Source organism: Peribacillus sp. BM1, from assembly GCF_056679975.1.
In genome coordinates this window covers 3271771-3285828 of the sequence record NZ_CM155259.1, presented here as the reverse complement: position 1 = coordinate 3285828, position 14058 = coordinate 3271771, and the positions used below count along the sequence as shown (strand labels likewise).

The 14058-nt window shown below is 35.7% G+C and carries 15 protein-coding genes; 11 read left to right on the top strand and 4 right to left on the bottom strand.

Going from position 1 to position 14058, the window contains the following annotated elements:
- Positions 1–3: 3 nt before the first annotated feature.
- Positions 4–483, bottom strand: a complete 480-nt coding sequence (locus AC1MGI_RS15870) for a hypothetical protein (protein ID WP_480346131.1) — start codon at positions 481–483, stop codon at positions 4–6.
- 553 nt (positions 484–1036) lie between these two features.
- Between AC1MGI_RS15870 and AC1MGI_RS15865 the strand changes: the two genes are divergently transcribed.
- From AC1MGI_RS15865 to AC1MGI_RS15830, 8 genes are all read left to right on the top strand, one after another.
- A complete protein-coding gene (locus tag AC1MGI_RS15865) occupies positions 1037–1765 on the top strand; it encodes an amino acid ABC transporter ATP-binding protein (protein WP_480346129.1) in 729 nt (242 codons plus the stop codon).
- 21 nt (positions 1766–1786) lie between these two features.
- A complete protein-coding gene (locus AC1MGI_RS15860) occupies positions 1787–2599 on the top strand; it encodes a transporter substrate-binding domain-containing protein (protein ID WP_480346128.1) in 813 nt (270 codons plus the stop codon).
- A gap of 429 nt (positions 2600–3028) precedes the next feature.
- Entirely contained in the window at positions 3029–3637 is a 609-nt protein-coding gene (locus tag AC1MGI_RS15855) for an amino acid ABC transporter permease (RefSeq protein WP_082675109.1), read from the top strand.
- A gap of 13 nt (positions 3638–3650) precedes the next feature.
- The gene (locus AC1MGI_RS15850; RefSeq protein ID WP_480346126.1) at positions 3651–4301 is read left to right on the top strand and encodes an amino acid ABC transporter permease; all 651 of its coding nucleotides are present in this window, start codon (positions 3651–3653) and stop codon (positions 4299–4301) included.
- A gap of 355 nt (positions 4302–4656) precedes the next feature.
- Positions 4657–4812 (top strand): hypothetical protein, encoded by a 156-nt coding sequence (locus AC1MGI_RS15845; protein WP_480346125.1) that lies wholly within the window; start codon positions 4657–4659, stop codon positions 4810–4812.
- Between the two features lie 676 nt (positions 4813–5488).
- Positions 5489–5965: a VanZ family protein gene (locus tag AC1MGI_RS15840; protein ID WP_480346123.1), complete on the top strand. Its 477-nt coding sequence runs from the start codon at positions 5489–5491 to the stop codon at positions 5963–5965.
- A 172-nt stretch (positions 5966–6137) separates the two neighbouring features.
- Positions 6138–6260 carry a hypothetical protein gene (locus tag AC1MGI_RS15835; RefSeq protein WP_480346121.1) on the top strand — a complete coding sequence of 41 codons (123 nt, stop codon included), beginning with the start codon at positions 6138–6140 and terminating at the stop codon, positions 6258–6260.
- A 168-nt stretch (positions 6261–6428) separates the two neighbouring features.
- The gene (locus tag AC1MGI_RS15830; RefSeq protein ID WP_480346119.1) at positions 6429–6908 is read left to right on the top strand and encodes a metal-dependent hydrolase; all 480 of its coding nucleotides are present in this window, start codon (positions 6429–6431) and stop codon (positions 6906–6908) included.
- Positions 6909–7802: 894 nt separating this feature from the next.
- On the opposite strand, the gene AC1MGI_RS15825 is transcribed toward AC1MGI_RS15830, so the two are convergent.
- A complete protein-coding gene (locus AC1MGI_RS15825) occupies positions 7803–8546 on the bottom strand; it encodes a L,D-transpeptidase family protein (RefSeq protein ID WP_480346118.1) in 744 nt (247 codons plus the stop codon).
- Between the two features lie 422 nt (positions 8547–8968).
- On the opposite strand from AC1MGI_RS15825, the gene AC1MGI_RS15820 reads away from it, so the two are divergent.
- The 3 genes from AC1MGI_RS15820 (at position 8969) to AC1MGI_RS15810 (ending at position 11592) form a co-directional block, all read left to right on the top strand.
- Positions 8969–9439 (top strand): YueI family protein, encoded by a 471-nt coding sequence (locus AC1MGI_RS15820; protein ID WP_480346116.1) that lies wholly within the window; start codon positions 8969–8971, stop codon positions 9437–9439.
- A 195-nt stretch (positions 9440–9634) separates the two neighbouring features.
- Positions 9635–10726: a branched-chain amino acid aminotransferase gene (locus AC1MGI_RS15815; protein ID WP_480346115.1), complete on the top strand. Its 1092-nt coding sequence runs from the start codon at positions 9635–9637 to the stop codon at positions 10724–10726.
- A 131-nt stretch (positions 10727–10857) separates the two neighbouring features.
- Positions 10858–11592 carry a YqcI/YcgG family protein gene (locus tag AC1MGI_RS15810; RefSeq protein ID WP_480346113.1) on the top strand — a complete coding sequence of 245 codons (735 nt, stop codon included), beginning with the start codon at positions 10858–10860 and terminating at the stop codon, positions 11590–11592.
- 326 nt (positions 11593–11918) lie between these two features.
- Here AC1MGI_RS15810 and AC1MGI_RS15805 read toward each other — a convergent pair whose 3' ends face one another.
- Both AC1MGI_RS15805 and AC1MGI_RS15800 read right to left on the bottom strand, forming a co-directional pair.
- Positions 11919–12479: an MFS transporter gene (locus AC1MGI_RS15805; RefSeq protein ID WP_480346112.1), complete on the bottom strand. Its 561-nt coding sequence runs from the start codon at positions 12477–12479 to the stop codon at positions 11919–11921.
- Positions 12476–13777: an FAD-binding protein gene (locus AC1MGI_RS15800; RefSeq protein WP_480346110.1), complete on the bottom strand. Its 1302-nt coding sequence runs from the start codon at positions 13775–13777 to the stop codon at positions 12476–12478. The genes AC1MGI_RS15805 and AC1MGI_RS15800 overlap by 4 nt, the downstream gene beginning before the upstream one ends.
- Between the last annotated feature and the right edge of the window lie 281 nt (positions 13778–14058).

Sequence of the window (14058 nt, the reverse complement as noted above, 5' to 3'; positions counted from 1 at the left end):
CATCTACAAAAAACCGTTGATTGTTGTCATTGGGTTCCGTATTTCATGGGCTACTGATGCAGCTAATTGGCTGATTGCATTTAACTTCTCTGCATTTTTTAATTGATCCAACATCGACTCTTGTAGTCTACTAGTTTCTAATAGATAGATAATGCAATAGAGTGCAAGTGAAGAAACAGCAGTGAAAATTAATAAATGGAGATAATATTCTTGGTTATTTGTGTAAGTCATAAAGATAAAGTGGGTAATTGTGATCATGGAATAAAAGCTTATTGCTTGCAACAGCTTTTGTTTGTAAGAAAAACGCTTGTAATATTTAGCACTCCAATAAAATAAAAAGGCCATTAGGGAATAATTAATGATTAGTATGCCTAATTGAGCAGGGTACATTATGGCTTTGACCATGATTAAAGCAGCAATTGTCAGAATACCAAATAAGGATCCCAGGTAAAAGTAAGCGATATAAATGGAAATGAATTTCATATCGAATTCCAAACCATCCGCTATTTGAACCGGAAATAAAAGGGTTAAAAAAGAGGGAAAACAATCGTTACAAACAAGATATTGCGCCCTCTAAATGAAGTTTTTTTGTCTAAAAGAACATATTGCTAATTAAAGGGATAAACTTTCAATAAATAATCTCAAAACGGCACTCCTCCTATAAACCCAACTAAATTAATAGGAGTATATCAAAGTAAATGGATAAAATATACAGAATGACTAATATTCAAATGAAACGGTCTGATTAAAAGAATATTCCAGAAAATACACTAAAAATATCTTGAATAATGTGTGCGGTTACAAAAGTGTTCTGATCAGAATTGATGGATGTAACTATTGCTGAAATTCTAAGGAAGATCAACTATACCGGGATACTATTTTTTGGTGAGTTTATAATTAGATTTGACTAAACTAGTAGTTTGTGAATATAATTTCTGTATAGAAATAAAATTTAGAATATTTTAAAAAAACAGATAAAATTAGTATTACCTGTCTAAATCTTACATAATAGTTACTAGTTACGGGGGGAGACAGAATGATTGTTTTTGACAAAGTAAATAAGTATTATGGGGATTTTCATGTACTGAAGACTATTAATCTAACCATCAATAAAGGGGAGGTAGTTGTTGTTATAGGGCCTTCTGGTTCTGGTAAAAGTACATTGCTACGATGTATCAACCATTTGGAGTCGATAACTGAAGGTATGTTAACAGTGAATGGGATTTCGGTAAGTGATAAGAAAACAAACATTAATAAGCTTCGCCGTGAAATCGGCATGGTTTTTCAGCATTTTCACCTATATCCTCATAAAACCGTTCTTCAAAATATTATCCTGGCACCTATGAAAGTATTAGGACAAACCGAATCACAGGCAAAAGAAATCGCTCTTAAATATTTAGAAAAAGTAGGAATTGCTGATAAAGCGCAATCATACCCATCACAACTTTCTGGTGGACAGCAGCAACGTGTTGCCATAGCAAGAGGACTCGCGATGAGCCCAGAAATTATGTTATTTGACGAACCGACTTCAGCACTAGACCCTGAAATGATTGGGGAGGTGCTTGATGTTATGAAGACTTTGGCACATGAGGGAATGACGATGGTCGTTGTCACTCACGAGATGGGGTTTGCCCGAGAAGTGGCTGACCGGATCGTATTCATGGACCAAGGTCAAATTTTAGAAGAAGCAACTCCGGCAGAGTTTTACGAGAATCCAAAAGAAGAAAGGGCTCAACTATTTCTCAGCCGTATACTAAATCATTAACAAATAAGAGGGGGAATACAAATGGTGAATCCAAAGAAGTTTTTCAAAATGGCAGCTCTGCCACTAATGGTAGCGATGATGCTAGCAGGTTGTGGAAACAGTGATTCAAGCTCAGGATCAGACAATAGTGAGAAAGCTGGAGTATTGGCAAAGGTTGAAAAAAACGACAAAATTGTGTTCGGCGTTAAAAATGATACACGGCTGTTCGGTCTTAAAAATCCAAGCACAGGAGAAGTGGAAGGCTTTGATATTGATATCGCAAAAGCGCTCGCTGGTGAAATCCTTGGCGATGAATCTAAAGTGGAGTTTAAGGAGGTTACCTCAAAGACTAGAATTCAACTTTTGAAAAATGGGGATATCGATGCGATTATCGCAACGATGACCATTTCAGAAGAACGTAAAAAAGAAGTAGACTTTACAGATGTATACTTTGATGCAGGGCAATCGTTGTTAGTGAAAAAAGGTAGTGATGTGACAGGTATTGAAAGTCTTGCTGGCAAAACAGTACTGGCTGTAAAAGGATCGACCTCTACAATAAATATACGTGAAAAAGCACCTGATGCAGAAGTGTTAGAATTTGAAAACTACTCAGAAGCATTTGCCGCTCTTAAACAAGGCAAAGGTGACGCCTTAACTACGGATGACTCCATCCTTTATGGCATGGCTGATGAAGATCCGAGCTTTGAATTAGTCGGAGGGACATTTACAGAAGAACCTTATGGTATTGCCGTGAAGAAGGGTAATGAAGATTTTGTTGAAAAATTAAACGAAGCATTGAAGGCTCTTAAAGATTCCGGTAAATACGATGAAATCCATAATAAATGGATAAAGTGAAACTTCAATCAGTGGGGGGCTTCATCCACCACTGATTGTTAGTCCCATTCAAGTGTCGCTAATACCTTCACGCAGCGTAGGTAAAGCGACACTACGAACTAAGGTTTAATGAATCACAGACTAAGTACACCGCGTCCTCATGTCTTCGTCTGTGTGACCCACATCCTGTGGGCCTCGACTATACCTTTGAAGACCACAAAGATAAGTTCCACTATATCTCACCAATCGGGCTTTTACGGGCAAGTTTATCCCGTCTACCGCTTCTTTGATTCCTCTAAACCTTGTAGTGGGGTCTTGATTTTCCGTTAATACGGGATAAAGAAAGATTAATGGATTTTAGTTATAATTTTTCGGGATGGGCGCGCTTGCTCATCCTGATTAGTTAGAGGAGTTGTTGTTAAATTGAATTTCTCGATATTAACGGATAATATGGACATGTTTCTTGAAGGATTCAAGGTTACTATAATTGCAAGTATCACTGCACTTATTGCAAGTTTATTGCTTGGAGCATTTATTGCTGTATTAAGAATTGCTCCATACAAGCCATTGAATTGGCTTGGCACTACATATGTTGAATTCTTCCGCAACATTCCACTGTTAATCATTATGCTATTCGTTTATTTAGTATTTAATTTCAAAGGGCTTACGGCTGGAACAATTGCTTTAACCATTTATACAACAGCTTTCATTGCAGAGGCAATTCGCGCTGGTATACTTTCGATTCCCAAAGGTCAAATGGAAGCGGCACGTTCCTCAGGTCTTACATATAGTCAGGCAATGAGAATTATTATTTTACCTCAAGCAATTAAGGTGGTAATACCTCCACTCGGCAATCAATTTATTAATCTGGTAAAGAACTCTTCTTTAGTAGCTGTCATAGCCGGCGGTGATTTGATGTATCAAGCTGATCTTATTTCAGCAAGAACCTTTAAAGTGATGGATACGTATATCTTAGTTGCTATGTTTTATTTAATATTAACCATTCCTTTAAGTCTTGGCGTAGGGTATTTAGAGAAACGCCTGGCTAAGAGTAATTGAAGGAGGGATATCGATGGATTTTATTGGTGCATATTCAGCTGATAATCTGACATTTCTAGTAAATGGTTTTTGGCTGACGCTTAAAATGGCTTTTATTGCTATTATTTTAAGCTTCATACTTGGTGGAGTTGTGGGAACGCTTCGTTTTGCCAAAATACCTGTCCTATCACAAGTACTTGCAGGGATTGTCGAGGTTATTAGAAATTTACCCTTATTATTAATTATTTTCTTTACATTTTTTGCGTTACCGGAAATTGGGATTAAATTCAAGGAAGTTCCAGCAGCTATTATTGCCTTAACTATTTTTGAAGCAGCGATGTTATCTGAAATTATTCGAAGTGGATTAAATTCAATTGATAGAGGTCAAATGGAAGCGGCACGTTCGTCAGGCTTAAGTTACTTTCAAGCATTATGGCATATAATATTACCACAAGCATTACGAAGAATGGTACCGCCGACAGTTAGCCAGTTTATTTCTTTATTAAAAGATACGTCACTTGCGGTCGTAATTTCCGTTCCGGAACTGACACATCAAGCCCAAATTGTATACGGACAAAAAAGCGGATACCTAGAGCCAACCTTATTGGTAGTTGCTCTCATGTATTTCGTCGTGAACTATACATTATCCATACTGTCGCGCCGTTTAGAAGTAAAACGAACATAAAGTGAAACTTCAATCAGTGGTTTTTTTTACTGCTCGTTAAAGCGCGGGATAAAAGCGGTTGTCCTAAAAGGGTCTGACGACACACTCTATACATCGTTTATTATGACATTTATACATAATATAAACGACATTATAGTGAATGTGGTGTTCTGATCCTTATGTTTCGGAACAGTCTATTTCAATGTTTATCCAAAGTATTAAATGGTTCCTAATTGATTACATAATAATATTATGTTAACTTCGAAGAAATAGATGTTTAGAAGGTTGTTCAAAAATTCCAGTAAATTAGATTATTAATCATTTATTGTCACAAGCCAAGCTCTATCTTGAATAAGATAGGTTGAGGTGGAAAACCATGGATTCATTAGAGAAACAAAAAGAAGAAACCATTCTTTTTGAAACAGAACGTCCAAAATCAGTGGATTCTATGAAGGATTATGTAAGGGATGGTTCCTCAGAGTATATTGAACAATTATTTATGTATTTTTGTAAAACAAACCGCCATATTTAATAATGGCGGTTTGTTTTATGTGGAGAATAGCGGATCGTATATTTAATTACATTTATTTCAATAATAATATCGGTAGAATATATTATAGGAGTCACTTGTTGCTTCATAAACAAAAACGATATTTTTTTAATTAAAAAACTCATTTTAGCACCTTTTTCAATTTCGGCTAGTATTGTCTAGATTTTAGTTAGTCATGCACAGATGCTGACTACTAAAGATATTCTGGTATTTCTTTACTCTTGATTCGATTAATCACATTCTTACGTTTTAATTTTTACTTCAATTATAAACCAAGCAGTCGAAATCAGATGTAGTACCATTTTGTACAAATAAAAGTCATGAAAGGAACGTAAGATCTCCTTATTACTACTGTAAAACAACCGCCATTTGTATATTTCAATAAAAACCTCGTCAGAATATAAAAATCAAACTCACGATAATAATAGATATATCTATAATAAAAAGGTCTTTAAGGAAAAACGATACAAAAACTGTAATCTGTATTTCTAGCATACATTTAAGAGCTAAATGTCTCCAACTCATTAATTTACGTTTTCTTGAGCGTATTCACATGGACCGGCACGAATCATTTTTATTTTCTCCACAACACAATCGTTGATATGCTATAGTTTATCCAAAGAACAGAATGATACTGAACCTGGCAATGGAGGTATACATGATTGTGCAACTTCAAAACCTTTTGTTAAAAAGAGTTCTTTTTGTAGTAGGGAGTTTAATTTTCATCTCATATCTGTTATTTCTCAGTTACCTATTATTCTTTGCATATTATCGACAATCTGTCATCATCTTGGATTATAACCTTGTCCCGTTCAACACCATTGATTTATATTTTAAATTATTAGCCACAGGCTATTATCATGCTTGGTTCACAAATTTTTGCGGAAATATTCTAGCTTTTATGCCTTTTGGTTTTTTTGTTCCGTTACTATTTAAACGCTTTTACATAGTAAAAACAGTAATCTCGTCATCTATGGCATCACTACTCGTTGAAAGTTTGCAACTAAGTTTTCGGATTGGCAGTTTTGATGTAGATGATATCATACTGAACACAATGGGCGGATTATGTGGGTACTTTGTAGCGAGAATTTTTATGATCATGATAAACAAAGTAGATAAGGTAATTTGCTCTTGATTTAAGATGACTATATGTAGAATTTGATTTAAGTCATGCATGATAGCGGCGTGTTTTTACAATTAAGGCTATTTTCTCGTTTGAAAATTTAGTTAAAAGGTTTAACTTGGTAAAATAGAGGGTACAGATTAATATATTTATGTAAATGTAGAAAAAAGGGGAGGCGTCCACTGTGGTTACGATCGATATTGATTATTTGTTAGCAGCAACCGAAGAGTACGCAGAAGGAGTAGTTTCTTTCCCTATGAATAAAATTGATATTGATGTATTACTTGAGATTACAGAAGATTGGTAATGAACCTATTTCTCTCATAGTTCCGTAATAAAAGGCTTAGTTGTTCGCTGAGTCTTTTTGGCGTTTAACCTAAAATCATGCTCTTTCAATAGTACTCTATGACATCATCCAAAAATGGAGTATAATGGGGTTCTATGCAAATGTTGAAAAAGAGAAGGTGGAAAGAGTTTGACTGGAAAAACACATATTATGGGCGGTATTGCGGCTACTGCTGCTTTTGCCCAAACAACGAACTATGATCCTGCAATAATGATTGCAGCCGGAGCACTTGGTGGAATGATTCCAGATATTTGTCATGGGGGAAGTAAAATTGGCAGAAAACTACCGTGGCTATCGAAATTAATTAATGGAGTATTCGGTCATCGTACCTTAACTCACAGTATATTATTTTTAATCATTATTAATGGCCTACTCCTTTTATTTATCCCTTTTGAATCAATTCGGATTGGTATCTTGATTGGAATGGCAAGTCATTTACTACTGGATGCAGCCACAAAAAATGGAATCAAATTATTGTATCCTTTGGATATAACATTCCGATTACCATTAACGATGAAAACGGGAGGGGCCTTAGAATCTATCGTATTAACAGGATTGACTCTCGTTGTCCTATATTATGGAAAGGACATCTTAATGCATTATTTATAAAAGATTGCTGAAGTTTTTGGCTAAAAGATGTTTCATCTTTAGCCAGATACATAGTTATATAGTCAGTGCAAATAAAGTGAAACTTCAATCAGTGGGGAGGCTTCATCCCCCACCTACGCTTCTTCGATTCTTCAAGCCTTGGGGTGGGGGGGGACTGCCCGTTAATGCGGGATAAATCGTCACTGCAATCACTAAGCAATTTTACATCGAGTGTCCTAGATAACATAAGGCGTAAAATACTAAAAAAATAACGATCAAATACATCGCAATATGATGACGTACACCAATATGCCCTTCTTCAATAAATTGAAGAAGGGCATAAGGACGTGTCGTTTATATACTAACATGAGATGCACCTTAATGTAATGAAAACACGTGAAAGCGTCTACAAGTCGACCGGCTACTAAAAAAGGTAGAGTAGTTGGTAGTCGAAGTGTGTATGTAAAATAAACTTACTCTTCATTACGAATTACGCCTAAAAGAAAGAACATCCCAATCGTTCCTACTATAAATACAATTTTGATGATCCATAATAAAAGTTCATCCATTACACTAACCCCCTTGTTCTTTATTTAAAAGAAACATATGATTGAATTATACCATATTCAACAAAAATAAAACCAAAAATGGAACAATTAGGATTGGATTGAAAACGAGGCTGCCTTAAAAGAAAAAATTCAAACCATCCAATCCCTAATCCATTATAAGTTACATTTGATTAAACACTAATTAAAGAGGTTGTTCAAAAAGTCCGGTAAAAGTAGCTGTCGAATTGCATCAAAGCTCTGTCCCTCCGTTCCTCGAACTTCTCGGCTCTTTTTATCTTCCTTTTTGAACACGAACTTAAAGTATTTGGGGTCAGAGGTCATCCTTTTAATACATACATGTTACTTATTAAATCATACCTAACGCTTTTTTCGTCATCGCACCTACTATTCCATCTGCTTTTAGCTTTCTCGCTTTTTGAAATTCTTTAACGGCCTTTTCCGTCGCTGGACCAAATACACCATCGTTCCCATTTGTCGAAAAGCCTAATGATGTGAGCTGTTTCTGTAATTTAGAAACCTCTGCACCCTTACTTCCACGTTTTAAAGTAATTGCCGTTGTTACGGGAGTGGCAGTTGGATTCCCATTTACCTTAAATCCACTACTGGCCGCAATGGATTCAAAGTTTTTTGAAGAACTTGTTATAACGACAGGAGTATTTATTGATACTGTTTCAAACAGCCACTGTACTTCATTATTATACATGCGAATGCAACCAGCGCTCACGTAATTACCAATAGAAGCTGGATTATTATTGCCATGAATAGCATAGGTCGTTCCTTGTGTTTGTCTAGCGTTTAAACCGAGCCAACGATTACCTAAAGGATTTTTTGGAGATCCTCCAGGGATATTTCCCTTATAATAGGGACGATTTACTATCTTATTTACAATTTTGAAGGTTCCTTCAGGTGTATATGATGTCTTGCTACCAGTGGCGACAATAAATGACTTTTTTAACTGATTATTTTCATAATAGGCAAGCTGATTCGTGTTTTTATTAATAATAATCAGTTGTGATTTCGCAGCTGATGCAGTTTCAACTCCCAAAAACAAACAGCATGTTATGATGAATACGGTTAAACATTTTTTCATCCTTTTCCATCCTTTTCATATTATTTTCAATACAATCAGAACATTATATGGTTAGAATTGTGATTGGATGATAAAAAGGATAGAAGTGAGAAGACTATTTTGTAGTAATTAGATAATGGAGAATGAATGATTGAATGAAGTATATCTTTTCGAAAGTCTGAATTGGTAAATCATTAGAGCAACTAAACCAGATTCTATTTGGTTGCTGAAAGTGAGGAAGCTTGCGAAGATTAATATTGCGATCTGGAATCAATCATGAGGTACAATGAGCATCCTTCTTGCCAAGCAGAGTTTTTTATCAATGTAAATTGAAAAAAATATTGGTACTTCTTTCATTCATCAAATCTGTATCAGAATTTCAGCACAAATAAAGTGCTACTAAATACACTATTTAAGATGATCAAAACAAGGAGGGAGCCTATTTGTCTGGCAAAAACGTAGATGAAATCATTCAACAAGGAATACACGGACAGAAGGAATTAAAACCCGAAGAAAGAAAAAGGTACCTCGGTACAATTCGAGAACGAATTATTGCTGTATTGACACAGCCGCAAGTGAGGGACAAAGAGGTTTATCAAGAATTTATAAATTTGATGAAAAAGCATCCGCAGGCACTGCTATTTGCGAACGGAAATATGGAATACTCTTCTCTAAAAAAATATATTGAAGCAGCTCAAGTTAACAAAATACCTTATAAAATGGTGATCAATAAAGATTATAATACTGACATTGGACTTGTATTGGCGTTTGAGTATGCGATTGATAAAGAAGAGATTTTTCTAGAAAAGAAAGTTTCGAATTTAAAAATCACCAAATTAAAAGAAAAAGGGTCTTTAGCTAAATTGACGAGTTGGTTAAGAGAAAAACGCCAAGAGGTGAAAGGGAACAAGTAATTCATACGAACACGGATGTCCCAAAAAGGTCTAAACCTTTTGGGACATCCACTTATTTGTATACCAAAAAATTCCGGAGGTTTATTAAAAGATTCGGAAAATTAGGTGATTAAAGCTTGAACTTTGATAGTATAAGGTAGTACAATGAAATATAGAATTTTTATAATAAATTATATCCACAAGGGAGTCTTGGTAATGAAGGAACATGACATGGAGATCACACTAACAACAACGGAGAAAGAAAAACCGAAATCTGACCAACTAGAATTTGGAAAAGTGTTTACTGATCATATGTTTATTATGGATTATACTGAAGGAAGTGGTTGGCATGATCCACGAATCGTTCCTTATCAATCGATTACACTCGAACCCTCTGCAATGATTTTTCATTATGGACAATCCGTATTTGAAGGGATGAAAGCATACTATACAGATAACAAAGATATCGTTTTATTTCGCCCGGAGAAGAACTTCCAACGGTTAAATAAATCGAATGATCGTCTTTGCATACCTGAGGTAGATATCGATTTTGCATTGGCAGCTTTGAAAAAATTAATTGTTATTGATAAAGAATGGATTCCAGACGCAGAGGGAACATCACTCTATATACGGCCATTTATTATTTCAACTGAGCCCTACCTAGGCGTATCTCCTTCCTCGCGATATAAATTTATCATCATAATGTCGCCTGTAGGTTCATATTATAAAGAAGGAATACATCCTGTAAAGATTGCTGTTGAAAAAGAGTTTGTCCGTGCAGTTGTAGGCGGGACTGGTACAGCGAAAACAGGTGGCAATTATGCTTCTAGTTTAAAAGCGCAAAAAGTATCTGAAGAAAATGGTTATTCCCAAGTACTTTGGCTTGATGGAGTTGAAAAGAAATATATTGAAGAAGTTGGAAGTATGAATGTATTTTTCAAGATTGATGGAGAAGTAGTAACTCCTGCACTGAATGGAAGTATTCTTGACGGTGTAACAAGATCATCGATTATCGAAATGCTTGAACATTGGAACATCCCTGTTTCACAACGGAAGATTTCTATGGATGAGGTATATCAAGCTCATCAAGAAGGGAAATTGGAAGAAGCATTTGGTACTGGTACGGCTGCTGTCATTTCACCAATTGGTGAGTTTTTCTGGAATGACGAAAAGCTTGTCCTCAATGAAGGAAAAACGGGTGAATTATCAACGAAATTATACAATACAATTACAAGAATCCAAACTGGTAAAGAAGAAGATCAGTTAGGGTGGATCATGCATGTTGAAGAAAAGGTCACACAAAAATAAAAAAAGAGCAAGCTAATGGAAAATCCAGAAGCTTGCTCTTTTTTAGCTTACTAAAGCATCTTAACGTTTTATTTCTTTTTAGCTGGGTAGCTAAGAAGTACAAGACAAATAATGATATGGGGGTTGAAATCATGCAAACTACTTCTCCGAGTTTATTAACGAAAGAAGATATGCAAAATCCTGAGAAAGTACCTCCGTGGTTAATTCAGGAGTACCAAACCTTTCATAAACTTGTTACTGATAAGACGTTTCCTTGCTATTTTGGAATGAAAGCTGAAAACAAGGGTGAACTTCGCTATGCGTACATTACTAAAGATGATTGGTCCAATCTACCGAAAGCGATTGAAGAATTCCTAGAATTATTTCAAGAGCCACCATATATAAGGCATGGGTTATTTGTTTTTGTCGAACCAGAGAAAGAAGAGGGGGATATTGCGCATTATCGAAATTATTTTTGGAATGTTCTGCAATATTTACATGACCATGATCCAAAAGAATGGCCCCAAGAAAAACCGAAGGATCCTGAACATCATCTTTGGGATTTTCATTTTGCTGGCGAACCTTTTTTCATATTTGGTAACGCACCTGCCTATAAACAGCGAAAAACTCGTGACTTAGGGAGGGGACTTGTGCTTGGCATTCAGCCGAGAATGATTTTCAACGGACTTGAAGGAACAGAAAAAGGCGGGATTATGTCTAGAGAAAAAGTAAGAGAACGTGTTGAAAAATGGGATAACCTACCTAAACATCCTGATATTAGTCATTACGGAGACCCAAAACATAATGAATGGAAGCAATTTTTTATTGGTGATGATATTGAACCCATACTAGGAAAATGTCCGTTTCATCATAAAGATCGATTGTGAGAAAAATGATTTTTTTGAGTTCTAATGATTGTCTATAACACTTTCTGGGCTTCACTTACTTACATTGTCTATCTCAAAATGAGTACGAGTTTAGATACTATATATAGGAACGAATCAATTAAAGCATTGTTTGTTAAAGCCTCTGATTCAGGCATGAAAAGACATACCAGAAGACGTATCAATTGAAATATTCGATGTGTTCCAAGTAGACTTTTCGGAAAAGAGATAAGCTAAAATCTCAATTGAAAGATCAACCAAAGCATAAAGGGTTTATCCCGCATTAACAGGTAGCCACCCTCCCACTGATTGAAGTTTCACTTTATATACTAAAAATTTGATTCATACAAGGCTTCAGCTGTATTCCGTTTCATTATATAAAATCCGCTCCATGCAAATACAATCGATGCAAGATAAAAGATACTACCGATTGTCAAAAAATCAACTAAATAACCTGTAACAATAACAGCAATTGCAGCACCAATCGATGTCCAAATATGATAGCGGCCGATTTCCTTCCCTGCTGTTTCTTTTTTTACTGTACGAGCGAGAACGGTTTTTTCTGAGTTTTTTTGTACGGCACCTAGTAATCCCATTACAATCTGTAATAGATAAACATGCCAAATTTCATAAGCGAGTGGAAAAGCGAGCAAAACCAGTGCCATACCCCAAGAATAAAGGACCAACAATGCCTTATCCCCAACACGATCGGCGAATTTTCCAATTGCAGAATAACTCAGTGCTGCTGTTAATGCGAATAAACCATAAGCCCAGCCAAACTGAGAATAGCTGCTACCAGCATTTTTCAAAAGCAAAACATAAAACGGAAAAATCATGCTAACTGCCATACCGACAGTCCCTTGATAAATAAAAAATCGTCTATAATTCATTTGTGATACTCCTCATAGAAAAGATTCAAGAATCGTCCTTTAGGATCATAGGCTTTTTTCATAGCAAAGAATTCATCTGTCCGTGGATACGCTTTTACTAACTGCTCTCTCGTCGGATAATGATAATATGGAAGATAGTAACTACCCTCGTGATCTAAGGTTATATCTATCATGTTTCGGATCACTCGCTCCGTTTCTTCAATACGATCTTTACTTGTCCCTTGGTTAATAAGCATAACGAGGGCAAACATATCATCTTTTGCATAACTCATAACAGTTTCTTCATTTTTCTCCACATAACGGACGGTGATATTCAATAGGTTAAAATCTTTTTCACTTTTAAGCGTTTCCCTTAGGTCATCAATATAGGCAGTGAAGTGTTCAACTGGAACAAAATATTCCTGTAATACTTCTGTTTTGTTAAAACTATCATACTCCATAAATGTGGAATCGGAACGCATGGCATTATTTCTAGAAATGTATGAACCATTAATATTCTCATTGTATGCATTTTGAGTGGTCCAAAACATATTTTTCCCCCAATTATTCAAGCGAGCAAGTCCAAGAAAGAATTTGGGTATCGCAATGATTGTTTCTCGTTTTAAAGAGCTATACCTCTCTAACTGAGATCGGTCATCTGTTTCGTAATAATCGGTTACATACATTTCTTTCAAGTAGCTGTCAGGTGCAACCGAGATTCGAGCGAGATGCATTTTAACGGCGTCGTTTTGAAGGATTTCACGGGTAAAATACGAGCTATAATCATAATAAGCTAGTGATTTTGTTTGAATTTGATAGAGTTCATCGTCTGTCAAATGTAAAGTAACATCAAGAATCACTCCGAATAATCCATATCCACCAATTACTGCATGGAATAACTCTGAATTTGCATCACGGCTTACAGTCATAATGTTACCCTGTGCGTTTAATAGACGAAATGATTCAACCGTTTCAATCAAGGCGTGATGGCGTATGTCACGACCATGCACATTCACACTTAATGAACCGCCTACTGTAAAAATATTTTGCGACTGGCTTACTTTTAAAGCAAGACCATAAGGATTGATGAACTTTTGAATATCTGCCCAGGTCGTACCGCTTTGAACGGTAATTTGTTTTTTATTTTCATCTAATTTTAGAATTTTATTATATTGTTTCATATCAAGTAGGATTCCATTTGGATAAAGCGTCTGGCCTCCTTGACTGTGCTGCATACCGGCAATGGATATAGGATCATGATCAATGTTTGCGTCTAATACGATCTGTTTCAGCTTGTTTTCATCATCACCTGATTTCACCGCTTTCATCTTAACAGGTAAGAGGCGGCCTTTATCTTCTACTATCGGATTTGTAAGCTGAGATTGAAAGTATAATAAAGAATATACAAATATTATCGAATAGATTAAGATAGCGAAATATCGATTCTTGAAAATTAGTCTCGCCTCCTTCTGGAAAAATGCGGCTATACCGTCCTATATTATACCATATTATGAAAGATGCTCGACATTTACGAAAAAACGGCTAGTTATACAGAATCATACATTTTCGATATAATGGGAAAAATAATATAAAAAGGGGG